28 protein-coding genes and 1 tRNA gene are annotated in these 21,886 nt (G+C 67.5%); 11 read left to right on the top strand and 18 right to left on the bottom strand.

Features of this window, described 5'->3' with window-relative positions:
- Positions 1–55 precede the first annotated feature (55 nt).
- Genes B7K24_RS04650 through B7K24_RS04640 form a run of 3 tightly spaced genes read left to right on the top strand, consistent with a single transcriptional unit; the run spans position 56 to position 2,578 of the window.
- Positions 56–955: an ABC transporter substrate-binding protein gene (locus B7K24_RS04650; protein WP_084128958.1), complete on the top strand. Its 900-nt coding sequence runs from the start codon at positions 56–58 to the stop codon at positions 953–955.
- Between the two features lie 13 nt (positions 956–968).
- Entirely contained in the window at positions 969–1,847 is an 879-nt protein-coding gene (locus tag B7K24_RS04645) for an amino acid ABC transporter permease (RefSeq protein WP_084128957.1), read from the top strand.
- Positions 1,844–2,578 carry an amino acid ABC transporter ATP-binding protein gene (locus B7K24_RS04640; RefSeq protein ID WP_084128956.1) on the top strand — a complete coding sequence of 245 codons (735 nt, stop codon included), beginning with the start codon at positions 1,844–1,846 and terminating at the stop codon, positions 2,576–2,578. The genes B7K24_RS04645 and B7K24_RS04640 overlap by 4 nt, the downstream gene beginning before the upstream one ends.
- Before the next feature lie 50 nt (positions 2,579–2,628).
- Here B7K24_RS04640 and B7K24_RS04635 read toward each other — a convergent pair whose 3' ends face one another.
- From B7K24_RS04635 to B7K24_RS04615, 5 genes are all read right to left on the bottom strand, one after another.
- Entirely contained in the window at positions 2,629–4,557 is a 1,929-nt protein-coding gene (locus B7K24_RS04635) for an FAD-dependent oxidoreductase (protein ID WP_234986547.1), read from the bottom strand.
- Positions 4,558–4,706: 149 nt separating this feature from the next.
- Positions 4,707–7,265: a glycoside hydrolase family 65 protein gene (locus B7K24_RS04630; protein ID WP_084128955.1), complete on the bottom strand. Its 2,559-nt coding sequence runs from the start codon at positions 7,263–7,265 to the stop codon at positions 4,707–4,709.
- Positions 7,262–8,011, bottom strand: coding sequence for an HAD family phosphatase (locus tag B7K24_RS04625; protein ID WP_255372776.1), 750 nt, complete (start codon positions 8,009–8,011; stop codon positions 7,262–7,264). Before B7K24_RS04625 ends, B7K24_RS04630 begins: the two co-directional genes overlap by 4 nt.
- Positions 8,012–8,277: 266 nt before the next feature.
- Entirely contained in the window at positions 8,278–8,850 is a 573-nt protein-coding gene (gene pth / locus B7K24_RS04620) for an aminoacyl-tRNA hydrolase (protein WP_200808272.1), read from the bottom strand.
- 93 nt (positions 8,851–8,943) lie between these two features.
- Positions 8,944–9,546, bottom strand: coding sequence for a 50S ribosomal protein L25/general stress protein Ctc (locus B7K24_RS04615; RefSeq protein ID WP_084128952.1), 603 nt, complete (start codon positions 9,544–9,546; stop codon positions 8,944–8,946).
- 196 nt (positions 9,547–9,742) lie between these two features.
- On the opposite strand from B7K24_RS04615, the gene B7K24_RS04610 reads away from it, so the two are divergent.
- Both B7K24_RS04610 and B7K24_RS04605 read left to right on the top strand, forming a co-directional pair.
- Positions 9,743–10,537: a DUF1206 domain-containing protein gene (locus B7K24_RS04610; RefSeq protein WP_084128951.1), complete on the top strand. Its 795-nt coding sequence runs from the start codon at positions 9,743–9,745 to the stop codon at positions 10,535–10,537.
- On the top strand, positions 10,537–11,265 hold the full coding sequence (locus B7K24_RS04605) for a phosphatase PAP2 family protein (RefSeq protein ID WP_084128950.1): 729 nt from the start codon (positions 10,537–10,539) through the stop codon (positions 11,263–11,265). Before B7K24_RS04610 ends, B7K24_RS04605 begins: the two co-directional genes overlap by 1 nt.
- A 27-nt stretch (positions 11,266–11,292) precedes the next feature.
- Here the strand turns inward: B7K24_RS04605 and B7K24_RS04600 are convergent, their stop codons facing one another.
- The 3 genes from B7K24_RS04600 to B7K24_RS04590 all read right to left on the bottom strand — a co-directional run bounded on the left by B7K24_RS04600 (position 11,293) and on the right by B7K24_RS04590 (position 15,162).
- The gene (locus tag B7K24_RS04600; protein ID WP_084128949.1) at positions 11,293–12,273 is read right to left on the bottom strand and encodes a ribose-phosphate diphosphokinase; all 981 of its coding nucleotides are present in this window, start codon (positions 12,271–12,273) and stop codon (positions 11,293–11,295) included.
- An 84-nt stretch (positions 12,274–12,357) separates the two neighbouring features.
- Complete coding sequence (gene glmU, locus B7K24_RS04595; RefSeq protein ID WP_084128948.1) at positions 12,358–13,902, bottom strand: bifunctional UDP-N-acetylglucosamine diphosphorylase/glucosamine-1-phosphate N-acetyltransferase GlmU; 1,545 nt, start codon at positions 13,900–13,902, stop codon at positions 12,358–12,360.
- Positions 13,903–14,313: 411 nt separating this feature from the next.
- Positions 14,314–15,162 (bottom strand): hypothetical protein, encoded by an 849-nt coding sequence (locus tag B7K24_RS04590; protein WP_084128947.1) that lies wholly within the window; start codon positions 15,160–15,162, stop codon positions 14,314–14,316.
- Between the two features lie 123 nt (positions 15,163–15,285).
- Between B7K24_RS04590 and B7K24_RS13415 the strand changes: the two genes are divergently transcribed.
- Both B7K24_RS13415 and B7K24_RS04585 read left to right on the top strand, forming a co-directional pair.
- Positions 15,286–15,453, top strand: a complete 168-nt coding sequence (locus B7K24_RS13415) for a hypothetical protein (RefSeq protein WP_159449147.1) — start codon at positions 15,286–15,288, stop codon at positions 15,451–15,453.
- 27 nt (positions 15,454–15,480) lie between these two features.
- Entirely contained in the window at positions 15,481–15,699 is a 219-nt protein-coding gene (locus tag B7K24_RS04585) for a hypothetical protein (protein ID WP_084128946.1), read from the top strand.
- A 61-nt stretch (positions 15,700–15,760) separates the two neighbouring features.
- Here B7K24_RS04585 and B7K24_RS04580 read toward each other — a convergent pair whose 3' ends face one another.
- The 6 genes from B7K24_RS04580 to B7K24_RS04560 all read right to left on the bottom strand — a co-directional run bounded on the left by B7K24_RS04580 (position 15,761) and on the right by B7K24_RS04560 (position 18,623).
- A complete protein-coding gene (locus tag B7K24_RS04580) occupies positions 15,761–16,087 on the bottom strand; it encodes a hypothetical protein (protein ID WP_084128945.1) in 327 nt (108 codons plus the stop codon).
- 222 nt (positions 16,088–16,309) lie between these two features.
- On the bottom strand, positions 16,310–16,675 hold the full coding sequence (locus B7K24_RS13410; protein WP_159449146.1) for a DUF2335 domain-containing protein: 366 nt from the start codon (positions 16,673–16,675) through the stop codon (positions 16,310–16,312).
- Positions 16,676–16,689: 14 nt separating this feature from the next.
- Positions 16,690–16,938, bottom strand: coding sequence for a hypothetical protein (locus B7K24_RS13405; RefSeq protein ID WP_159449145.1), 249 nt, complete (start codon positions 16,936–16,938; stop codon positions 16,690–16,692).
- A gap of 174 nt (positions 16,939–17,112) precedes the next feature.
- The gene (locus tag B7K24_RS04570) at positions 17,113–17,409 is read right to left on the bottom strand and encodes a hypothetical protein (RefSeq protein WP_084128943.1); all 297 of its coding nucleotides are present in this window, start codon (positions 17,407–17,409) and stop codon (positions 17,113–17,115) included.
- A 50-nt stretch (positions 17,410–17,459) separates the two neighbouring features.
- On the bottom strand, positions 17,460–17,711 hold the full coding sequence (locus B7K24_RS04565) for a DUF4190 domain-containing protein (protein ID WP_234986546.1): 252 nt from the start codon (positions 17,709–17,711) through the stop codon (positions 17,460–17,462).
- A gap of 198 nt (positions 17,712–17,909) precedes the next feature.
- Positions 17,910–18,623 carry a hypothetical protein gene (locus tag B7K24_RS04560; protein WP_084128941.1) on the bottom strand — a complete coding sequence of 238 codons (714 nt, stop codon included), beginning with the start codon at positions 18,621–18,623 and terminating at the stop codon, positions 17,910–17,912.
- 156 nt (positions 18,624–18,779) lie between these two features.
- Between B7K24_RS04560 and B7K24_RS04555 the strand changes: the two genes are divergently transcribed.
- The 3 genes from B7K24_RS04555 to B7K24_RS13715 all read left to right on the top strand — a co-directional run bounded on the left by B7K24_RS04555 (position 18,780) and on the right by B7K24_RS13715 (position 19,649).
- A complete protein-coding gene (locus B7K24_RS04555; protein ID WP_084128940.1) occupies positions 18,780–18,980 on the top strand; it encodes a hypothetical protein in 201 nt (66 codons plus the stop codon).
- 75 nt (positions 18,981–19,055) lie between these two features.
- On the top strand, positions 19,056–19,493 hold the full coding sequence (locus tag B7K24_RS04550) for a hypothetical protein (protein WP_084128939.1): 438 nt from the start codon (positions 19,056–19,058) through the stop codon (positions 19,491–19,493).
- Between the two features lie 21 nt (positions 19,494–19,514).
- Positions 19,515–19,649, top strand: coding sequence for a hypothetical protein (locus B7K24_RS13715; protein WP_255372775.1), 135 nt, complete (start codon positions 19,515–19,517; stop codon positions 19,647–19,649).
- A gap of 159 nt (positions 19,650–19,808) precedes the next feature.
- On the opposite strand, the gene B7K24_RS04545 is transcribed toward B7K24_RS13715, so the two are convergent.
- Complete coding sequence (locus B7K24_RS04545; protein WP_084128938.1) at positions 19,809–20,024, bottom strand: hypothetical protein; 216 nt, start codon at positions 20,022–20,024, stop codon at positions 19,809–19,811.
- Positions 20,025–20,122: 98 nt separating this feature from the next.
- On the opposite strand from B7K24_RS04545, the gene B7K24_RS04540 reads away from it, so the two are divergent.
- Positions 20,123–20,551, top strand: a complete 429-nt coding sequence (locus tag B7K24_RS04540; RefSeq protein WP_084128937.1) for a hypothetical protein — start codon at positions 20,123–20,125, stop codon at positions 20,549–20,551.
- Positions 20,552–20,829: 278 nt separating this feature from the next.
- Here the strand turns inward: B7K24_RS04540 and B7K24_RS04535 are convergent, their stop codons facing one another.
- From B7K24_RS04535 to B7K24_RS04525, 3 genes are all read right to left on the bottom strand, one after another.
- A complete protein-coding gene (locus tag B7K24_RS04535) occupies positions 20,830–21,366 on the bottom strand; it encodes a hypothetical protein (RefSeq protein WP_084128936.1) in 537 nt (178 codons plus the stop codon).
- The gene (locus B7K24_RS04530) at positions 21,363–21,584 is read right to left on the bottom strand and encodes a hypothetical protein (RefSeq protein ID WP_084128935.1); all 222 of its coding nucleotides are present in this window, start codon (positions 21,582–21,584) and stop codon (positions 21,363–21,365) included. Before B7K24_RS04530 ends, B7K24_RS04535 begins: the two co-directional genes overlap by 4 nt.
- Before the next feature lie 171 nt (positions 21,585–21,755).
- A tRNA-Gln gene (locus B7K24_RS04525) sits at positions 21,756–21,827 on the bottom strand.
- Positions 21,828–21,886 lie beyond the last annotated feature (59 nt).

Genomic DNA, 21,886 nt, shown 5'->3' with positions numbered 1-21,886 from the left:
TACGGGAGCCGTCAGCGTCGACCCCGCTCCACCACCTTTTGTTTTGGAGAGCTGTATGTCTGCACGCACCCTGAGCCGCTTCGCGACCGCGGCCGTCGCCGTGTCCGCCTTCGCGCTGGCCGGCTGCTCGTCGTCGTCCGAGGGCGAGTCCTCGGCCACGCCCACCGGCGCCGCGACCACGGAGGCCACGGCCACCGCGACCGCCTCCGCCGAGGCCGGCGCCGCGCTCGAGACCGTCACCGACGGTGTCCTCACCATCGCGACCGGCGAGCCGGCCTACGAGCCCTGGATGATCGACGACGACCCGACCTCGGGTGAGGGGTTTGAGTCCGCCGTGGCCTACGCCGTCGCCGCCGAGCTGGGCTACGCCCCCGAGGACGTCGAGTGGGTCCGCACCACGTTCGACGCCGCCATCGCCCCCGGCGCCAAGGACTGGGACCTCAACATCCAGCAGTTCTCCGTGACCGAGGAGCGCAAGAGCGCCGTCGACTTCTCCTCGCCGTACTACACGACCTCGCAGGCCGTCGTCGCCGTCGAGGGTGGCGTGGCCGCCGACGCGGCCTCGATCGCCGACCTCGCCGGTGCCGCCGTGGGCGTCGCCGTGGGCACCACCTCGTATGACGTCGCCGTCGAGGCGCTCGGCGAGGACAACGTCCAGGTCTTCAACTCCGTCGCCGACGTGGTTGCCGCGATCAACGCGGGCCAGATCGACGCGTTTGTCACCGACCTGCCCGGCGCCTTCTACTCCGCGGCCGTCGAGGTCGAGGGTGGCGTCATCGTGGGCCAGTTCGCGGGCTCCGAGGGCGGCGACGAGTTCGCCTTCGTCCTGCCCAAGGACTCGCCCAACACCGAGACCGTGACCGAGGCGGTCGACGCGCTCGCCGCCGATGGCACGCTCGCCGCGCTCGAGACCGAGTGGCTCTCGGACGCGGTCGACGTTCCCGTCCTGAACTAGGACAATCCTCGGCATGAGCAACGGAGCGTCGCAGTCCGCGAGTGACGTGACCCACGAGGTCAGCGCCCTCGAGATCGAGCGACGGCAATACCGTCAACGCGCCTCGCGGCGCTCCGTGCTCATCGCCGTGGGCTCGACGGTGGCCTTCACCGTCATCGCCTCCCTGATCGTGGTCAACACCCCCGGGTGGGAGGCCGTCAAGGAGTCCTTCTTCAACTGGGAGATCGGCCGCGACAGCTTCGCGGGCATTCTCAAGGGCCTCTGGCTCAACATCCGCGCGCTGTTCTTCGCCGCGATCGGCGTCGCCATTTTCGGCACGCTCTTGGCCGTGCTGCGCTCGCTGCGCGGGCCCGTGTTCTTCCCGCTGCGCGCCGTCGCCACCATCTACGTGGACCTGTTCCGCGGCATGCCCGTGCTGATCGTGCTGTACCTCGTGGGCTTCGGCATCCCGGCGCTGGATATCTTCCCGCGCATGGACGCCGCCGTGTGGGGCACCATCGCCATCGGCCTGTGCTACTCGGCGTACGTCGCCGAGGTGCTGCGCGCGGGCATGGAGGCCGTCCACCCCTCCCAGCGCATCGCCGCACGCTCGCTGGGGCTCTCCCACGGCAAGACGCTGCGCCTCGTGGTGATCCCCCAGGGTGTGCGCAAGGTCATCCCCGCCCTCATGAACGACTTCGTGTCGATGCAGAAGGACGTGGGCCTCATCTCCGTGCTGGGCGCAGTGGACGCGATCCGCGCCGCACAGATCGACGTGGCCTCGACCTACAACTTCACGCCCTACGTGGTCGCGGCGCTGCTGTTCGTGGCGATCTCCGTGCCGCTGACCCGCCTGACGGATTATGTGGCCGGGCGCATGAATATGCGTGAGCAGATCGGAGGCACCGTATGAACGTCCTCGAGATCTCGGACCTGTGGAAGTCCTTCGGGGACAACACGGTCCTGTCGGGCGTGGACCTTACGCTGGCCCAGCACGAGGTCGTGGTCCTCATCGGCGCCTCCGGCTCGGGCAAGTCCACGCTGCTGCGCACCATCAACCTCATCGAGCGCATCGATGACGGCCGCATCGTGCTGTCCGGCGACGACATCTCCGACCCGCGTGTGGACGCCGACAGGGTGCGCTCGCGCATCGGCGTGGTCTTCCAGCAGTTCAACCTGTTCCCGCACATGAAGGTCATCGACAACGTCACCCTCGCCGCACGCCAGGTGCACGGGCAGGACGGCGCGGCCGCTCGCGCGCGCGGTGTCGAGCTGCTGACCCGGTTCGGCCTGGGCGACAAGGTCGACGCCTACCCCGACCGCCTCTCGGGCGGCCAGCAGCAGCGCGTCGCCATCGTGCGCGCCATCCTCACCGACCCCGAGCTGCTCCTGCTCGACGAGATCACCTCCGCCCTCGACCCCATGCTCGTGGGCGAGGTGCTGGACCTGGTGCGCGGCCTCAAGGACGCGGGCTCCACGATCCTCATGGCCACCCACGAGATGGCCTTCGCGCGCGACGTCGCGGACCGCGTGGTGTTCATGCACGGCGGCCGGATCATCGAGTCCGGGCCTCCGGCGCAGATCTTCGACGCACCCCAGCGCCCCGAGACGCAGGAATTCCTCGCGCGCGTCACGCACCGCTAACGCCGTGGACGGGGGCCGATGCGACGGTCACCCGCCGCATCGGCCACGCCTTACAGCGCGAACGCCGCCTCGAAGCCGGCGTTGATCGCGTCGCCCACCTTGGCGGGCTTCACGCAGTCGCCCACGGCGATGACGGTGCCGCGGCTCTCGAGCGCCGCGGCCAGGCCCGTGGCGGGACGTACGCCGAACGCGGAGATGACGGTGTCGGCGTCCACGCGGCTCTCACCGTCGGGCCCGTCGACCACCACACCCTCGGCGTCTACGGTGGTGACGCGGTGCCCGGTGAGCACGGTCACACCGGCCTCGGCGAGATCGCGTAGCAGCGTGATGCGGTTGATCAGGAGCAGGTCGGCCGCCACGGCATCGGTCATCTCAACGATGGTGACGTCGTGGCCCTCCTGGGCCTTCTCGAGTGCGAAGTCCGCGCCCGAGAGTCCTCCGCCGCAGACGACCAGGCGCTCGCCCAGCTCGGCGCCCAGGTGGGCGTCGACGACCTCGATCACGTTCTCGCCGTCGAGCCCAGGGATGGGCGGCACGAGAGGCGTCGAGCCGGCCGCGACGATGATCGCGTCGGCATCGGCGAGCGCGGGCGAGGACGCCTCGATCTCGGTGCCGAGGTGCACGGTGACGGGGAGGCCCGCGAGCTGGCGCTCCCACCAGAAGATCATCGAGCGCAGCTCCTTCTTGAACTCGGGCGTCGCGGCGGGCCACAGCACACCACCCAGGCGCTCCTCGCGCTCGTACAGGTCCACGCGGTGGCCGCGCACGGCAGCGACGCGCGCGGCCTCCAGACCGGCAGGGCCGCCGCCGACGACCACGACGTGCTTCTCGACGTCCGCGGGCTCGATGACCCGCTCGCGCTCGAAGCCCACCGCGGCGTTCACCGCGCAGCCCAGCGGCCGACCCACGAAGGCGTTGCCCACGCACAGCTGGTTGCACCGAATGCACGGGCGGATGTCGTCGCGCCTGCCGTCGGCGAGCTTGTTCGCCCACTCGGGGTCGGCGATGAGCGCACGGCCAATGCCGGCGAAGTCCATCTCGCCGGCCGCGATGGCCTGCTCGGCGCGCTCGGCGGTGAGGTTGCCGCAACCGAGCACCGGGATCGACAGCGCGTTCTTGAAGGACTGGACCGAGCCCAGCATGCAGTTGTCGCCCAGGTAGTACGGAGGGAAGACGTAGTCCATGGCCTCGTAGGAGCCCTCGTCGATCATGAGCATGTCGAGGCCCGCGTCCTCGAGTTGCAGCGCGATCTCGATCGACTCGGCGGGAGTGCGGCCACCCTCGAAGCGGTGGTCGACCGACAGGCGGAACGTGACCGGCAGTCCGGGCGCGCCCACCTTCACAGCCCTGATGATGTCGACCGCGAAGCGGCAGCGGTTCTCGACCGAGCCGCCGTACTCGTCCTTGCGGCGGTTCCACACGGGCGACAGGAATTGATCGATGAGGTAGCCCGTGTGGCCATGAATGTCGATCGCGTCGATGCCCGCCTCGGCGCAGCGCGCAGCCGCCTCCTTGAAGCGCTGCACGATGACCTTGATCTCCGCGCGCTCCAGGGGGCGGCACGTGACGCTGGGGTCCGCATAGTGGCCGTTGTCGGAGGCGGAGATGGGCGGGTTGTCGGGGTCGACCACGTTGATGTTGCGCCCCAGTCCGGCCGTGAGCTGCACCGAGATCGCGCCGCCCACGGCGTGGACGGCCGCGGCGAGCGCGGTCAGGCCCGGCGTGGCGGCATCGGAGTCGACCCGGCCCAGCCCCTCGTTGATCATCTCAAAGTCGTTCGTCACCGCGTTGATGCCCGTGACGACAAGTCCCGCGCCGCCCTTCGCGCGCTCGGCGTAGTACGCGATTTCACGTTCCGTGAGGTGCCCATCACGATCGCCCATCTCCGTGCCCATGGGCACCATCACCACGCGGTTGCGCAGCGTCAGGGCGCCCAAGCTCGTCGGCGACAAAACGTGATCAAAGGACGTGACGGACACGGAGTTCTCCCAGGGTCGACGGTGAGGACTCACCTCAACCTAGGGACGCGACACCCCCGGTATCCGGGACGTTTGCCCCTCCCAAGGCGAGGGCCGATGCCGTGGTCGCCACGGCATCGGCCCTCGCCTGAGGTGTCGCTCGGGCGGCGTCAGGACTCCGGCATATGCAACTGTTGTGTCTCCGTGGGCGGCTCCTCGACGTCCTCGGTGACGGACGTGGGCAACGACGGCGTGATGACGGTGCCGTCGGCGCGCACGGTGCCGTGGAACGCCTGGGCGTCGGGCGCGCCGGGGATGCGCTCGCCCTGGTGATCCAGCGGCACCTCGAGCTCCTGCAGTTGCGTGAGCGAGTGCCGCTCGCCGCGCACGTCCACCGTAAGCCCGGGCCCCTCCTCGATGGCGAACAGGATCGACTCCTGACGCACCGTCACCCTCACGCGTGTGCCGCGCTGGGTGATACGGTACGTCAGCGAGGGCCACTGCTCGGGCAGGCGCGGGTCGAAGCGCAGCACGTCGTCGTGGTCGCGGAAGCCACCAAAGCCGTAGACCAGCGCCGACCACACGCCGCCCGTCGACGCGGTGTGGACGCCGTCGGCCGCGTTCTCGTGCAGGTCCGCGAGGTCGACGTAGAGGCCGTCCCAGAAGTAGCGCAGCGCGAGCTCGTGATAGCCCACCTCGGCGGCGATGATCGACTGGACCACACCCGACAGCGTCGAGTCGCCCGTGGTGATCGGGTCGTAATACTCGAAGTCCTTGCGCTTTTGCTCCGGCGTGAAGTGCTCGCCTTGGAGGAACAGCGCGAGGACCACGTCGGCCTGCTTGAGAACCTGGAAACGGTAGATGACCAGCGGGTGGAAGTGCAGCAGCAGCGGGCGCTTGTCGGCGGGAGTGTTCTCGAGATCCCACACCTCGCGCTCGTTGAACAGCGCGTCCTGCGGGTGGATCCCCAAGAGGTCGTCCCACAGGATCGCCATGCCGTCGGCGGCACGCTCCCACTCCTCGACCTCGTCGGGGGTGACGCCCAGGCGCGCGACGACCTTCTCGAACTGCTCGGGCCAGCGGTCGCGGAGCTTGCCCAGGCTCTTGGCGGCGACGCGCAGGTTAAACCGGGCCATGACGTTCGTGTAGAGGTTGTCGTTGACGACGGTGGTGTACTCGTCCGGCCCGGTCACGCCATGGATGCGGAAGGACTCGCCCTTGCCCTCGACCTTGCGCCAAAAGCCCAGGTCGGCCCACATGCGCGCCGTCTCGATGAGGATGTCGATGCCGTTGCGGGACAGGAACTCGTCGTCACCGGTCGCGCGCACGTACTTGTCGACCGCGAAGGAGATGTCGGCGTCGATGTGATACTGCGCGGTGCCCGCGGCGTAATAGGCGGAGGCCTCCTCGCCGTTGATGGTGCGCCACGGGTACAGCGCGCCGTGCTGGGCGAGCTCCGCGGCGCGCCGGCGTGCGGCCGGCAGCATCTGATAGCGGTAGCGCAAGGCGTTCCGCGCGATGATGGGCGACGTGTACGTGAAGAACGGCATCACGTAGATCTCGGAGTCCCAGAAGTAGTGGCCGCCGTAGCCCGAGCCTGTGAGGCCCTTCGCGGCCACCCCCAGGCCGTCTCCGCGCGCGGCGGCCTGGGCGAGCTGGAACATGTTCCAGCGCACCGCCTGCTGCACGTCGTCGTGGCCCTCGATCTCCACGTCCGAGCGTGACCAGAAGCCGTCGAGCCAGGCGCGCTGGTCCTCGTACTGCTTGGCGATGCCCTCCGCCTCGACCCGGTCGAGCGTGCGGTGGCAACGGTCGGCGAGTTCGCGCGCGGGAACCACGCGGGAGGTGTGATAGCTCACGACCTTGGTGAGGGTAAAGGTCTGGCCCGGCCGGGGACGGGCGCGGAAGACGTGCTTCGCGTAGTCCTCCTCCGCCTCACAGACCGTGTCGAAGTCGCCGTCGAAGTCGACGGTGTGCTGCATCGCGACGGCGAGGGTCATCTTGGAGTTCTCGGCCTGATACCCCAGGACGGCGCGGCGGTCGTCACCCGTGTGCAGGCGGGGCTCGAGCACGCGCTTGTCGAGCTTCGAGGCCTTACGCGGGTCGTTGATGCCGCTGTTGGGGGTGGGGTTGGCGCGGTACTCGTCGATGCCGGCCGCGCGGTTGAGGAGCTGGGACGAGATCGCGATCGGCGCCTCCTCGTCCAGCAGCGTGACCTCGAACTCCATGACCGCGACGTGGCGCTGCGCGAAGGACACCATGCGCCGCGAGCGGATGCGCACACGGTTGCCCGACGGCGTGCGCCACAGCAGCTCGCGGGTGAGCACACCATCGCGCATGTCGAGCACGCGCGAGTATTCGATCAGGTCGGCGATCGACAGCAGGAGGGGCTCATCGTTGACGTAGAGCCTGATGATCTTGGGGTCGGGGACGTTGACGATGGTCTGGCCCGTGCGCGCGAAGCCGTAGGCCTCCTCGGCGTGCAGGATGTCCCAGGTCTCGTGGAAGCCGTTGATGAACGTGCCGTGCGCATGCGCGTCGTGCCCATCCTCGATGTTGCCGCGCAGGCCCAGGTAGCCGTTGCCTACGGCGAACAGCGTCTCGGTGACCCCCAGGTCGTCCTTGGAGAACTCCGTCTCGACCAGGCGCCATGGGTCGGCGGGGAAGCGTAGCCGGTCAAGGTACTGCGGCGCGCTGGTGTCGCCGCTGGGGCGCTCGGCGGCCCTCATCCGAGGAGCTCCGCGAGGTCGTCCACCACGATATCGGCGCCGTTGTCGAGCAGTTCCTCGGCTCCCGCGCCGCGGTCCACGCCGACCACGAGGCCAAAGTCGCCCGCCGCGCCGGCCTGCACACCTGAGAAGGCGTCCTCGACGACCACGGCCGCCTCCTGAGGCACCCCCAGGAGCGCCGCGGCGCGCTGGTAGGTGTCGGGGGCGGGCTTGCCAGGGATCTTGTCACGCGCGGCGACGGCGCCATCCACGACGATCTCGAAGTGGTGGTCGAGCCCTGCCGCGGCGAGCACCTCGGGCGCGTTACGCGAGCTGGAGACGACCGCCATCGGCACGCCCAGCGCCTTCAGGTGATCGATGAGGGCGACCGAGCCCGGGTAGGGCGCGATGCCCTCGTCGCGCAGGACTGCCGCGAACATGTCGTTCTTGGCGTTGCCCAGCCCGCAGACGGTCTCGGTGCCGGCGGCGTCGGTGGGGTCGCCCTCGGGAAGCGTGATGCCGCGGCTCGCGAGGCACGCCCGCACACCGTCGTAGCGGGGCTTGCCGTCCACGAACGCGAAGTAGTCCTCGTCCGTGTAGGCGGGCGTGACGTCGTGGGCCGTGAAGTAGTCGGTGAACATGCGCTTCCAGGCGTGCATGTGGACCTCGGCGGTGGGGGTAAGCACCCCGTCCAGGTCAAACAGCGCGGCCCCGAAGCGGCGGTCGCTCACCTGGGGGATGGCCCAGGCAGTCTCGGTCGTGGTCACGCTTCCTCCCTCGTATTCGCGGTCAGCGTGCCGGACATGCGAACAATGCAACTGTCCGCCACCACGGCACTTCCGATAGTAGTGACGCGGGTGGGGGGCCTGTCCATTCCCTTGTGCACCAGACCACCGGTCGGTTTGGCCCACGGTTGGGGCGCGAGTGACGCGAGGGACCGGTGTGACGCACACCGGAGCACCACGCGTCCACATGCGTCACAGGTGTGGGCCAAACCGACCCACGGGCTGAGCCAAGCCGACTGCAGGCGGGCCTACCGCGGCGAGTGGAAGCGCTGCTGCGTGGCCTCAAGGCCGTGGTCGAGGATCGACTCCACGGCGTCGGCGCCGTCGGAGATCAGCAGGTCAAGTTCCTTGCGCTCGGCGGCGGAGAAGGGCTTAAGCACAAACGTCGCGGCGTCCATGCGTCCCGGGGGGCGGCCAATGCCGACGCGCACCCGGATGTAGTCGGGCGTGCCGAGCGCCTTGGTGATGTCCTTGAGGCCGTTGTGGCCGCCGGAGCCTCCGCCGCGCTTGAGGCGCACCTCGCCGAAGGGGATGTCGAGCTCGTCGTGCACCACGATGACGGCAGTGGGCTCGACCGACTGGTATTTCGCGAGCGACGAGACGGGACCGCCGGAGACGTTCATGTAGGACATGGGCACCGCGACCACGACGGCCTGGCCCGCGAGGCGCACGGTCGCGGCCCTGGTGCGGGTCTTCTTGTGCACCGACAGCGCGCCGCCGCCGCGCACCGCGAGCTCGTCGACCACCATCTGGCCGATGTTGTGGCGGGTCCCCGCATACTCCTCGCCCGGGTTGCCCAGGCCGATCACGAGCGCGCTCAACGGTGTCTCCTCATGGGTGGAAGTTTGCCGTGACGCACGAGGCGCCCGCCACCAGCGGTGACGGGCGCCTCGTGTCACGAATACGCGAAAGGCTTAGGCCTCGTCGCCCTCGGCGGCCGCGGGGGCCTCCTCGGCAGCCGCGTCGTCCTCCTCCTGCGCCTGCGGCGCGGCGATGGAGGCGATCTGCTGGTCGGCGTCACCGGCGAGCTCGATGCCCTTGGGGAGGTTCACGTCGGAGGCGAGGATCTTCGCGCCCTCCTCGAGGCCCTCGATCGAGACCGTGAAGGACTCGGGCAGGTGGGTCGCCTCGGCGAGCACCTGGAGGGTCGAGGCCTCCTGGAAGTGGATCGTGCCAGGAGCCGACTCGCCCTCGAGGTGCAGCGGGATGTCGACGACGATCTTCTCGCCCTTCTTCACGATGAGCAGGTCGACGTGGACGATCCACGGCTTGATGGGGTGACGCTGCACGTCCTTCGGGACGGCGAGCTCTTCCTTGCCGTCGAACTGCACCGTGAGGAGCGCGTTCGAGTTCTTCAGCGCCATCATCGTGTCGTGGCCGGGAAGCGTCAGGTGCACGGGGGCGGCGCCGTGGCCGTACAGGACCGCGGGGATCTTGTCATTGGCGCGGATGCGGCGGGCGAAGCCCTTACCGAAGTCGCTGCGGATCTCAGCCGCGAGCACAAGCTTGTCAGACATGGGGTTCTCCTTGGGAGTCGGTGGTGGAGCCAGGCAAGGCAGGCGTCAAACATCACACCGCCGCGTCGATCACGTCAGTACCCATCAGGGCCCAACCTCGCCGTGGAACTCGAATAGTGTACCCGAACCCGCCCTCGGCGAGCACGTCGTTCCAGGCACGCGGAATACGCGGGCCGATAGTGAATGTTCATTGCGCATGGCTACGACACCGACGTCCATGAGGCAAGGCTCCAGCGGTGACGCCTGGGAGAAGGGCGCCCGTGCTGGGTACGCCGTCTCCGGCGGTCTCCACATCATGCTCGGCTACCTCATCGCACAAGTCGCGCTCGGCGGCGGCGGCGGCGAGGAGGCAAGCTCCAGCAACGCGCTGTCCCAGGTCGGCGAATCGACGCTTGGCGCGGTGCTGCTGTGGATCGCCGTGGTCGCCTTCGCGGCGCTGGGACTCTGGCAGTTGGCCGATGCCGCACTCTCCCGCCACAAGGCCAGTGACCGCGTCAAGGCGCTCGCCAAGGCGGTGGTGTACCTCGCCTTATCAGTGACCGCAGCGTCGGTCGCCATGGGTTCGTCCGGCGGCAGCGACGACCAGCAGGCGCAGGGTCTCGTCGCGACGGCGCTGGGTTGGCCCGGGGGGCAGTTCATCGTCGGCGCCGTGGGTGTCGGCATTATCGGCGCCGGCATCTTCCACGTCGTGAAGGGAGCCAAGAAGAAGTTCCTCGAGGACCTCACGGGTGTGCCCCGAGGCTCGGGCAAGACCGTGCGCGGACTCGGCATGGTCGGATACATCGCGAAGGGCATCGCGCTTGGCGCCGTGGGCGCCCTGATCACGTACGCCGCCGTGACGGCCGATCCGGACAAGGCCGAGGGCCTCGACGGCGCCGTCCAGAGCCTGCTCGACCTCCCCGGCGGCCAGATCATCGTGGTGCTTGTCGGCATCGGCTTCGCGGCTTACGGGCTGTACTCGTTTGTCCGCGCCCGCTACGCGAGGATGTGATGAGCGTGATCTCCCCCGGCCCCTGGCCCGTCGCGCCCACCGGGCGGGAGGCCGGCAGCGCCCTCGCCACGCGAGTCTTGCTGCCCGCCGGCATCCTGTGGGTCGCCGTCGTCGGCGTGGGCTTCCTCGTGGTCGACGTTCTTCAGGTTGACGAACGCGCCATCAGCGAGGCGTTTGTGGACGTACGCACCCCCACCATGAACACCGTCACGGCGGTGGTGTCCGAGATGGGCAACACGCAGGTCCTCATGGCCACCTGCCTCCTCGTCGTCGCCGTCATGTGGTGGCAGACCAAACAATGGTGGTTTGCCATGGTGCCCGCGCTGGCTCTGGGCGTCGAGGCCTTGGTGTTCCTCACCGCCTCCATCGTGGTGGGACGGGAGCGACCCGAGGTCGAACAGCTCGACCACGCCCCGCCCACCTCGAGTTTCCCGAGCGGCCACACGGGCGCCTCCACCGCCGTCTACCTGTCCTTCGCGCTGTGCGCGACGCGCATCCACCATGCCGGCCTGCGGGTCTCGGTTCAGGTGTTCTGCGTCATCGTGCCCGTCGGCGTGGGCCTGTCGCGCGTGTACCGCGGCATGCACCACCCCACGGATGTGGCGGCCGGCTGGGCCGTGGGCACCGCGTGCGCGCTCATCGCGTGGAGTTGGCTCCCGCTGCGCGACGCCGCGGAACTCGCCGCACGCGCAGAAGCGCCCCTCACCGCGGGTGAGGGGCGCCCCTAAGCGGGCGACCGCATCGGCCGCCTGAGATCAGACGTTGCCGTTAAACAGGCTGGTCACCGAGCCGTCGTCGAAGACCTCGCGCACGGCGCGGGCCAGCAGCGGCGCGATCGACAAGATGGTGAGCTTGTCGAAGCGCGACTCCTCGGGCACCGGCAGGGTGTCGGTGATGACGACCTCGCTCACGCCCGAGTCGCGCAGGCGCTGAACCGCCGGGCCCGACAGCAGGCCGTGGGTGGAGGCCACGATGACGTCCTTCGCGCCGTTCTCGAACAAGGCCTCGGCGGCCTGAACGATGGTGCCGCCAGTGTCGATCATGTCGTCGACCAGCACACAGGTGCGGCCCTCGACCTCGCCGACCAGCTCGTGCACCTTGACCTGGTTGGGCACGGAGGGGTCGCGACGCTTGTGGATGATCGCGAGCGGGGCGCCCATGTGGTCGGACCACTGGTCGGCCAGGCGCACTCGGCCCGCGTCAGGCGAGACGATGGTGAGGTTGTCCGGCGCGACGCGTGAACGCACATACTGCGCGAGCAGCGGCATGGCCCACAGGTGGTCGACGGGACCGTCGAAGAAGCCCTGGATCTGGGACGTGTGCAGGTCCACCGACATGATGCGGTCGGCGCCGGCGGTCTTGAACAGGTCCGCCATGAGGCGCGCCGAGATGGGCTCGCGACCCTTGTGCTTCTTGTCCTGACGGGCGTAGCCGTAGCAGGGCATGATCACGGTGATGCGCTTGGCCGAGGCACGCTTGAGCGCGTCGACCATGATCAGCTGCTCCATGATCGCCTCGTTGATCGGCGCGGCGTGAGACTGCAGGACGAACGCGTCTGCGCCGCGTACCGACTCACCAAAGCGCACGTAGAGCTCGCCGTTGGCGAAGGTGTACGCGGTCGTCGGGAGGAGTTCGATGCCCAGCTCGGCGGCCACCGCTTCGGCGAGTTCGGGGTGTGCCCGACCGCTCGCTAGGACCATCCGCTTCTCGCTAGCGTGCGAGATGTCTGAGCTCATGACACTCCTCATGTCGAGTTCTGGGCAGGCGCAGACACTACTGTAATGGCCGCGCGGGGGTGCGTGGTGTGGCGAGAGTCCTGATCAGCGCTCGTCGGGGTGCGTGGGCGGCTCCGCCTCGGGGCTGGGCGCGCTCTGCGGTTCCTCGCTCGCCGCCTGCGCGGCCTTGGCCGATGCCGTGCCCGGCCGGCGCGACACGACCCACCCGTCGACAACCTGCTGAGGCACGTGATTGCGCGCCAGGGCGCCCGAGGGCACGTCGCGGCGCACGGTGGCCCCGGCACCCGTGTAGGCACCATCGCCGATGGTGACGGGCGCGATGAGCTGGTTGTCCGAGCCGATGCGCACGTGACTACCGACCGACGTGTGATGCTTCTCGACGCCGTCGTAGTTCACGAAGATCGTGGCCGCACCGATGTTGGTGTGCTCGCCGATCGTGGCGTCGCCCACATACGACAGGTGCGGGACCTTGGAGTGGGCGCCGATCGCTGCGTTCTTGGTCTCGACGAACGCGCCGATCTTGCCGTCCTCCCCCAGGTGGGTGCCCGGGCGCAGGAACGAGAACGGGCCCACCTTCGCGCCCGCATCGATGACAGCGCGGGTGCCGTGGGTGCGCACCACCGTCGCACCGGCTCCCACCTGCACGTCGGTGAGGGTGGTGTCGGGACCCACCGTCGCGTTCGTGGAGATCTCCGTTGCCCCGTGCAACTGCGTGCCCGGAAGGATGGTCGCGTCGGGCGCCAGCTGCACGTCGGCGTCGATCCACGTGGTGGCGGGGTCGACGATGGTGACGCCCTCGCGCATCCAGTGCTCCACGATGCGCTCGTTCAGGGCACGTCCGGCCGCGGCGAGCTGGACGCGGTCGTTGACGCCCTCCACAGACGGGGCGTGCGGGGCGACGTATGCATGGGTGTGGCCGCCGGCCGCTCGCGCGATGGCGATGACGTCGGTGAGGTACATCTCGCCTTGGGCGTTGTCCTGGCCGAGCTGGCCCAAGGCGTCGCGCAGCGTCGCGGCGTCGAACACGTAGATGCCCGCGTTGATCTCGGCGATCGCGCGCTGCTCCTCGGTGGCGTCCTTCTGCTCGACGATGGCGAGCACCTCGCCGGACTCGTCGCGCACGATGCGGCCGTATCCGGTCGGGTCGTCGACCTTCGCCGTGAGAACGGTCACGGCGGCGCCGTGCTCGGCGTGCGCGTCGACCAGCGCACCGAGAAGCTCCCCGTCCACGAGCGGCACGTCGCCGCTGGTGACGACGATGGCGCCCTCGACCTGGGTCTCCATCACCGAGTTGTCGCCCGCCGCGCCGGCGGCCACCTGGGCGGCGATCGCGGTCGCGTCGAGGGCGGACAGCCCGCAGTACACGGCGCGGCCCGTACCCGGGATGTCGTCCTGGTCGGCCAGCAACGCGGTGGGGGCGAGCTCCTCGATGTGGCTCGCGACCCGCTCGCGCTCATGGCGGATCACCACGACCACTCGCTGCGGCTCGAGCGCCGCGGCCGCGTGGAGGGCGTGGCCCACCAGCGAGCGTCCGGCAATCTCGTGGAGCACCTTGGGGGTGGCTGACTTCATGCGGGTACCTGCTCCGGCCGCGAGGATCATCACGGCTGCGGGACGGGAGTGACTCACCGGATCCCCTTGTCTGGCGCGGGTTGCGCCGTCGATCGGACTCGTGGACTCACTCTATCCGCGCCCTCACCCGACCGTTTGAACCGGAAGGGGAGCCGACACGCGGGGCCAGCCACGGCATCGGCCGTCCTCAGCGGCGTGGCGGGCACCGATCCGGTTCGAACTGCCCGCAGAGACGGGTGTGCGTGGCTCCGCCCGCAGGATTCGAACCTGTACTACGAAACGTCTGCATTCAGCGATCTACCTCGGTTTGCATACTCGCCGCCGCCCGCGCGACGACCTCGGGTGCTAGAAAAGCGCTACCAAACGCACCATTGAACCCGCCTGGTGGCCGCCGTCGCAATCCATGCTATGAGGCGTTGATGCCCCTGCGGCGACCGAAACATGGGCGCAGCGCGCGGAAGCGATCTGTCAGCTTCCGTCCGCGAGCCGGCGCAGAATGTTGGCGAGCATGATGGCCGAGTCAGCCGCGATGCCAGCGTCACGCCGTGAAGGTGTAGACCGGTGCTTGACTGTGTGGGCGAGGGCGACCGACTTCTTCGCCACCGCCCTCACCGCCTCGTTCTCCGCGCCTCCCGCTGTATGGCTTACGAAGGCGCCGATGCGAATGTCGGTCTTGTCGATCCCGGGCGGCTTCTCGTCTGAGTGCCAGTGCACGTCCGGTTCAAAGACGGCCTCGCTGAGAGCCTCGATCACCGCCACGGAGCGGTTGCCGACGTCCCTGTAGTCCTGGGGGTTCACGGCAGTGCGGAATCGGAACTTGAGCGCGACGATCTCCTCGTCGACTCGCGGCCATCCGGTGGTCTGCCGTGGCGACACCGCCTCTGCCGTAACGGAGCCACTCTGCTCATTGAGGAGTTGATCGAGGGCGTCTTCGAGCGGCCCGAAGTGCTTCTCGAGCAGTTCACGGCGGCACTGCCAACTGCCATAGCAGCCTTCGCGGCCCCAGTATGAGCGGAAGGAGTCAAAGTCGCGGAACGGCAGGTTGATCTCTTGCCCATGCCGGCTCACAACCGCCCGTAGTGCGAGGAGCAGCATGCGGGACTGAGAATCAGTGACGAACTGCTCGCCGTCGGTGCCGTAGTGACGGTACTCGTCATGCACCAGCAGGGTGAGGCTCTGGGCTGACTCGAGGTCGTCGTCACCCGCGATGGGGCCGGAGCGCAGCGCAGCCACCTTCTCTTCGTCAAGGACTTGCTTGCTCCATGTCCAGGCGTCGACCCCGCCATCTTCCTCAATGATCAGGTCCTCTAGGCGCATGAACCCATGGTGCCAGCCCGCATTGACTCACGCATCGACTTCTTCGCGAGAGCCCGTGGCACTGGCTGTACGCCGGGCCAACAAAGTTCTCCCGAGGGCAGGGTGGATCAGGGGGGGCTCGTCATGGGCAACGCGATTGGCCGGATCGTCGAGCATGAAGGCGCCGTTCACGACCTCCACGCGATGGCATCCGGCGGGATCCTCGCCAACCGGATGGAACCCATCGCACAAATGGTGCCACCCGGCACGATGCGGCTCGTGGGCGACCGCATGGACGTCGACGAGGCCTAAATCCCCATCGACGGCTCGCCCCGCTCCGTGGCCATCCTCCTCGAAGTCATCCCCCGCATGGGCGTCACCCCCATGGCATCCGGCGGCGTCACCGGACAACCAACGATTATCCCGCAGTCGGTCCACAACAGCAGCCCGCTAAACATCACCATCGAGCACCTTGACCTCAACGGCGGCGGGTCCTTCGAAGCCGACATGTACGCCCGCAAGCGTGAGGCCTCGGTCGGCGGTCACCGTTGGCCGTGAGCCACCCCGTGCCGTCCTCGACTCCACACCGGGCCGAGGACGGCACCGACCGGGATGCTTGCTAGTCGCGGACGAACACGAATTTGGTCGCCAGCGCGACCATCAGGCCACCGCGCTCGGTTTCCGGCACTCCTGCGGCTTCCAGCGCTGACTCGAAGAACTGACGGGCCTCGGCCTCCCCGAACTCGGCCGAGGCGGCCATGACAGCGACCTTGGTCAGGAACTCGTCCTCGTTCGCGGCGTCGCCGTAGGGCGCGCCAGGTGTGCCTTTTGTTCCCAATGTCGCCCAACTGTTAGCCAGCACTGGCTTGAGCCCCTCTGGGACGTCGGGCCACGCGTCTCGCAACGCTTCCGCCACCTGGTGGCTCACTCCACTTTCCTGCTGCACTGCGCCTCCTTGTTCGTAGGGTCGACCGCAGAGTATCCACGCCCTCCGACATAGAACTTCCAGGTGGAGCGCGCGCCACAGGAACGAATCAGCGTCGCCTCGGCACGTGTTCCGCGCGCGCCGCGCGCGGCCCAAAGAGGTCGCTACGGTGTCGAGTGGGGGACTCCCCGTCATGCGCCTGCGCGGACTGCTAGTTCGAGATGCCCGAGTTTGACACCGGCGTTACTGCTCCTTGGCCGCGTCGGCCTTATCAGTTGCCCTAGTCCTGGTAGAGCGTGGGCGTCGGGTAGCTGCGATGATCTGCGGCCCTCCGGATATGAGGGAGGCCGCCCCAGCGATGATGCCCGCCACGTCGTAACCCTTGATGACAAGGATCGCCGCAACGCCAGCGAAGAGCCAAGGCAAATAGGAGACGCCTATGGTCGCGAGGATAAGCGCGGCACCCTCAGCGCGGACCGGGATCAACGCAGCCTTATGCTGCGCCTTCTGTGCGGCTTTCGCCATGCCGACGATCTCGGATGCCAGTCCCGGCACTACATTCTCGTAGGCCTGAAGTTGGGCCGCCTCAGGGAGCGGTCCCGAACGCATGTGAAGCGCCGTAGTTACGCGGTGTGTCGCCCCTGTGTCAGGGTGCGCGTCTGATCGAGCCGCGTCGAGGCCGCCATGCTCTCCGACAGAAGTGCTCCCACTTCCGCCCACTCGCAAGTCTCCGCGGTCATCTCCATCGCGCGCTCGCTCAGTTCCCTCAAGCGAGTCGGATCTGGGCTCATCGCCATCTCGATCCCGTGGTCCAGACCCCGTCGGATCGCTTCCAGGGTGCTCATCGGCCCTTCCCTTTCCAGCAATGCCATTGGTCGACTCCTCGTCCCCCATTGTAGAACGCCCCCAGCTGCGCTTGTGTTCCGACGCTAGCAGTCATCTCGAGCGCCTGCGGCCTGAGCGCCTCACGCGCACCGGGCCGTCTGTGGACAGTAGCGCACCGGCTTGGGCCACGTAACCCCCCTGTGAGATTTTGGGGGTTCCGGTCAATCGCCGTAGCAGCCGGCGTCGCGCATGCCGTCGTCGATGTAGCCCATGAGGGCGCCGCTGTTGTTGTTCGGGTCGTCAGCACGCTCCCACACGTCGAACATCTCCTGCAGTGCCGTGCAGTCGCCCTCCGCGATCTCCTCGTCGATGATGCGACGCAGTTCACTCGGCCGACCCTCTTCCCAGTCCAACCGCTCAGCCGTCAGGACGTCCGTCGGTTCGGCAGCCGACTCTTCGCCACCGCTCCATAGCGCGATCACCACAACGACAGCACCGACGATGAGGACCGCGCCCAAACACCCTCCGCAGCCGGTGCGCGATGAGTCCAGGCGGAATGACCCAGAGGTCAAGAGAACGACGAGTTGAGGGCGCTGGTGAACGCCATCAGGAACAGAATCCCGATGATGCTGAACAGGATGCCCGCGTACCCGGTGATGAGTCCCGCGATGGCGAGGCCCTTACCGGAGCGCGGCTGCAGGCTGCGCGCGAGCTGCCGCATCGCGACATGACCGCAGACGACCGCGACCGCACCGAGGATCATGCCGATGTACGGGATCCACGCGAACAACACGGCAGCGATGCCGAAGCAGAGCGACACGACCGTGATGCCTAGGTATGGCGGTTTCACCGCGTAGACAGCAGGATATTGGGGCCCGGAGCCGGGCGCTGGCTGCTGCATGTTCATTGCTGATCCCCCTCAGGAACATTGCTGCACACGGTATCGGCACAAAGGGAGTTCGGCTAGAGCATTGCCGTACATCCCGCCCGCTTCTTGTCCTCAGCAGCCGATTTCGGGTCAACCGTTCCCGAGGGCTTGGCGTAGATCAAGATAGAGGTAACCGAGAACCCGCACGTCAGAGTGCCAATCGAGACCACACTCGGCCACTTCCAGATCCCCAAGGACGAACTCGGCGGCTTCCTGGTCATCGTCGGCGAGGTCGTGGGGCAGTCGGTCTCGCGCCAGCATGTCCACAACGGCGCCCGCGAGGGTGTTCCAGTAGACCTGCTCGAACCCTTCAAGCTTCATGAGCTCGGTGTTGGCGATCACTCGATTCACGGTCGCGTTGCACTCGCGCGCCGATTTCTCTGCGATTTGAAGATGATCCAGATAGCGAACTAGAGCATCCAGGCCCGGATCCCTGATCGTCTTCGCCCAGGTTGCGACTGGTGACCCCTGAACTGCACGCTTGATCGTGTCCGACTCGAATCCGACGATAGACGTCGAACCGCGTTGGTACGTCGTGTCTTCGGCTCCGCTTGTGGCACGGCTGAGGACTTCGCGCAGCGCAAGCCAATCGTTGCGGTCCTTCCGCACCTGTCCTCGCTCTTGGGCATGCGACTCGAACGTGAGAACCACCAGCCCAACTACAGCTCCGGTGACAAGTGCGACAGCAACGTCTGGGAGGAATTGTGACCAGTCCGAAGAAAACCACGCCGCGTCCATTAAGACTATGCCGCCGAGGATGAGCAAGATGGCACCGATGGCGTAGACGACTCGCCGGTTCCCCATGGCGAGACCCTAGCGGCTAGCGGATAGGAGCGGAACGGAGTTGGACCTCCACAGCGCGACCTCGCGGATCACCTACGGGATCGTCTCGACCGGCGTGCAGGCCCGCGCACCGCCGCCGCTGAGGAGTGTGTCGGCGCCCCGCCCTGCGCTTCCCTCGTGCCGCTCACCCTCCACCACTCCACCCTGACCGCCACTCTCCAAGGTCGCAAGTGGGTCGTGACGGACTCCTCGGGCACCACGGTGGCGTGGATTGTCCCGGCCGGCGCGGGCTGGTCCCTGTCGCGGCTCACGGGCTCGGATGATGTGCAGACCTTCGCGAGCGCGCAGGAGGCGTTGGAGAGTCTGGCCTCGTCCTGAACTCACGAAACCTCAGCCCGATCATAGAGGTGGTGGTAGTTGTGCATCGAAACAGCAAGGTGGTTAGGTCACGATATGGACGACGGTGAAGACCTTCTCATGCTCGCGCTCGATGAAGAGCTGGCGCGACTCTCAAGAGGATTGGCAAGCATCCAAGCGCGTGCGGGTGTCCTAGCTGCGGTCACCGGTATCTCAGCCGGACTCGTTGGAGACGGTGCAGACCCGGGGCTACTGCTCATTGCTGCGATGTTTGCTTCAGCGACGATTTTTGCGCTTGTTGCGGTCTGGCCAGCGCCGGTTTCGACCCCGGATGTAGAAGCGGTTTGGAGAGACCTGCCTGGCCTAACACGCGAGCAGGCCCTCGACCATTTCAGGCGGGCGAAGCTCGACAGGTGCATTGAGTTCGATGAGTACATCTCGATGAGGTCCCGAGCACTCCAGGCCGGCGTCATTGCAGGATCTGTTGCCTTGACGCTACTTTTTATGGCATTGGTTGCCGCTGCTGTGCGGTAGGTGAACAGGTAGGGATTGGTCATGGGCGACGATAAGAATGAGCAGCGACCGGCTGATAAACCCTCGAAGAAGCCATTGCCGCAGCAGAAGAGTCCTTGGTCGAAGCAAAAGTTCGGCGAGAGCGGCGGCAACCGCCCGCAGAGCGGCTCGAAGTAAAGCCGTGTTCACCGCGTGGACCTAGTCACTTTCGGGTGTGACACAGGTCTTACGTCTGGTTTGTAATGCCGTCTTGGCCGTAGCGTCGCTGTTCGGCGGCTCTAGCCTGCGTGGCCGATCCCCTCAGCAGGCCCGGGCTGGAGCCGCCACCAACGGGGGTTAGGGCGCGGCCGGCGCGCTGTAGTCGGTAACGATCGCCTCGACGTACTCGGTGAACATCTCTTGGATGCCGGCGGCCTTGTCGGCGATGTACCAGTCGATCGGCGCAGTGAATCCGAAGCCGGTGACGCCAACCGCGACCGCTCCGATAAGCGTCTTCACGAGCGACGGAGGCAGCACCTCGGCCAGTAGGTCAACGACGTCAGATCCACGCATGCACACATCATGCCGTCAGGGTCTGACATCGACGCCCCAAGTCGAAGTGATAGGAGCTGCCCTAGCCTGGTGATACCTGAGGAACGGAGGGTTACCAAATGAGCAACGAGACCACACTCGGCTATCCGTGGCACAAGATCAACCCCGGAACCGACGAGCGCATCGTCAAGCTCCGCAGCGGCACTAGCGTTACCGACCCGTTCGAGGCCACCGACAACCTGCAAGATCTCGACTTGCCGTGTGCGTGGACCAACCTCAAGAGTGGTTTGACTGTCGTGGCGCTTGCAACCGTGCGGAATCACAACGGGTACGACGCCGTCGTCGGTGTCCGGTACTACGTCCTCGCCGGCGACGAAGCCACAAACGTGTCCGCGGATGTCGCTGCACACGCAGATGTGCCGGCAGACCTATTCGTCCCTGACGGGGGAAGCGACCTAGCCGTGCACATGAGCGAGATCTCCGAGGAGCGTGCCAAGTTCGCCAGCCGTGCACGCGGAGCGCTGCTCGAATGGGTGCAGACCCGCTGACAGGAAACACGTAGACGACGCCCCGGCCAATTCACTTGGTCGGGGCGTCGTCCTTTCGTCGTGTCAGTCGGGTTGGCAGGTCTCGCATCCCCCGTCAGGGCACGGGATCACGCACGCGCCGCGGCAGCTCGAACAGATGTCGAGGTCGCGGTCGAGGTCGGTCGACCGTTCGACGCCTTCCCCGTGACAGTCGGGGCATCAGCGTTGTCCGGCGCCCGGCTCTGTGGGCGGGTCGCCAGCGATGTACGACCCGTCACCGTTGTCGATCCATGACGCCATCACGCACCGCCGTGCTCGCGGCCAGCACCGCTCATGAGGGCGAACGTGTCGAGGCCGAACACGGCGGCGATGCTTGCGAGCTCGTCGACGTTGAACGGCGACTGCTCGTCGAGACACGCGAGGAATCGCGTGCGCGGGATCCTGGCGCGTTGCGCGACCGTCGCAGCCGTCCAGCCGTGACGCGCCTGCAGTGCCGTCATACGCAGGGCGACGGCCCTACCTGCAGCGACGTGCGCCGTCGTGCCCGCGTTGGGGCGCACGGACGCGGCCTGTACGCGTTCCAACTCAGTGACGAGGTGACGGGCCCACGCGAGCGCCCGACCGAGCCGCGACCAACCTGCGCCCTCGTCGTTGAACGTCATCGCCTCGACCGACACCTCGACGGGCGATGCGGGCACGAGCCCGTGGTTCGTGTGCTCCCAGTCCTGACCGATGGTGAACGTCTCCTCGGCGACCGCGTAGCGGGTGAAGGCCTTGCCGCCGTCGAGCTCTGGAGCGTCGTGCTCGCGCGCCCACGCGGGACCGGCGGCGCTCACAGATCGCCCTCCTGCTCGATCTGCTCGAGGTACGGGGCAGGGTCGATTCCACGCCGCTCGCACTGATCGATCACGAACTCGGCGAGGGGACGGCCGTCGCGCTGTGCGGACTTCGCCGCGGTGATCGGGTCGCGCTCGAGTTGCAGACGCAGGCCCTCGCGGTGGATCTGCGCGATCCGCTCACGAATCGTGCGAACGGAGTGAGTAGCGTCGTTCATGGCGGAACCAACTTTCCGTCGGCCCGCCCGGTGTTGCTGCACCGAGGCGGGCGCTTTCGTTTGGGACGCCAGAGCCTGGGTATCGAGTCGAAAGTGCACGCTTGTTGCATGGTCGCCGTCGACGGGGCCAATAATCCGGCGTCATCGCTGCTAATCGGCTACTCGTCTCGGCTCCGCCCACAGGATTCGAACCTGTACTGCGAGGCTCCAAAGGCCTGCGTGCTGCCGTTACACCAGGGCGGATCGGCGATCCCGGAGATGCCGGGGTGCCCAGTCTGCCAGGATTCGCGGCACACTAGGGA

The sequence above is a fragment of the Demequina sp. NBRC 110055 genome, assembly GCF_002090135.1.
Lineage (GTDB): Bacteria > Actinomycetota > Actinomycetes > Actinomycetales > Demequinaceae > Demequina.
Note: the sequence above shows the minus strand (reverse complement) of the source record. Positions and strands in the feature narration are given on the sequence as shown.